The sequence below is a fragment of the Salinivibrio costicola subsp. alcaliphilus genome (assembly GCF_001996185.1).
GTDB lineage: Bacteria > Pseudomonadota > Gammaproteobacteria > Enterobacterales > Vibrionaceae > Salinivibrio > Salinivibrio costicola.
Map to the genome: position 1 here is coordinate 1 of NZ_MUFR01000230.1, position 220 is coordinate 220.

Consider the following 220-nt stretch of genomic DNA (forward strand, 5'->3'; position numbering starts at 1 on the left):
CCACACTACCATCGGCGCTGCTTCGTTTCACTACTGAGTTCGGCATGGAGTCAGGTGGGTCCAAAGCGCTATGGTCGCCAAGCAAAATTTGGTGTGTCTACACTTTTCAGTCAAAACACGTATCTAGAAAGCTGTTCGTTCTCGCCACAATCAACTGGCTTATTTCGAGTCCAACCCAAAACCTCTTGGGTGTTGTATGGTTAAGCCGCACGGGCAATTA

The 220-nt window shown here is 48.6% G+C and carries 1 rRNA gene; it reads right to left on the reverse strand.

Features of this window, described 5'->3' with window-relative positions:
• A 5S ribosomal RNA gene (gene rrf / locus BZJ21_RS15995) occupies positions 1-82 on the reverse strand; the annotation flags it as partial.
• Between the last annotated feature and the right edge of the window lie 138 nt (positions 83-220).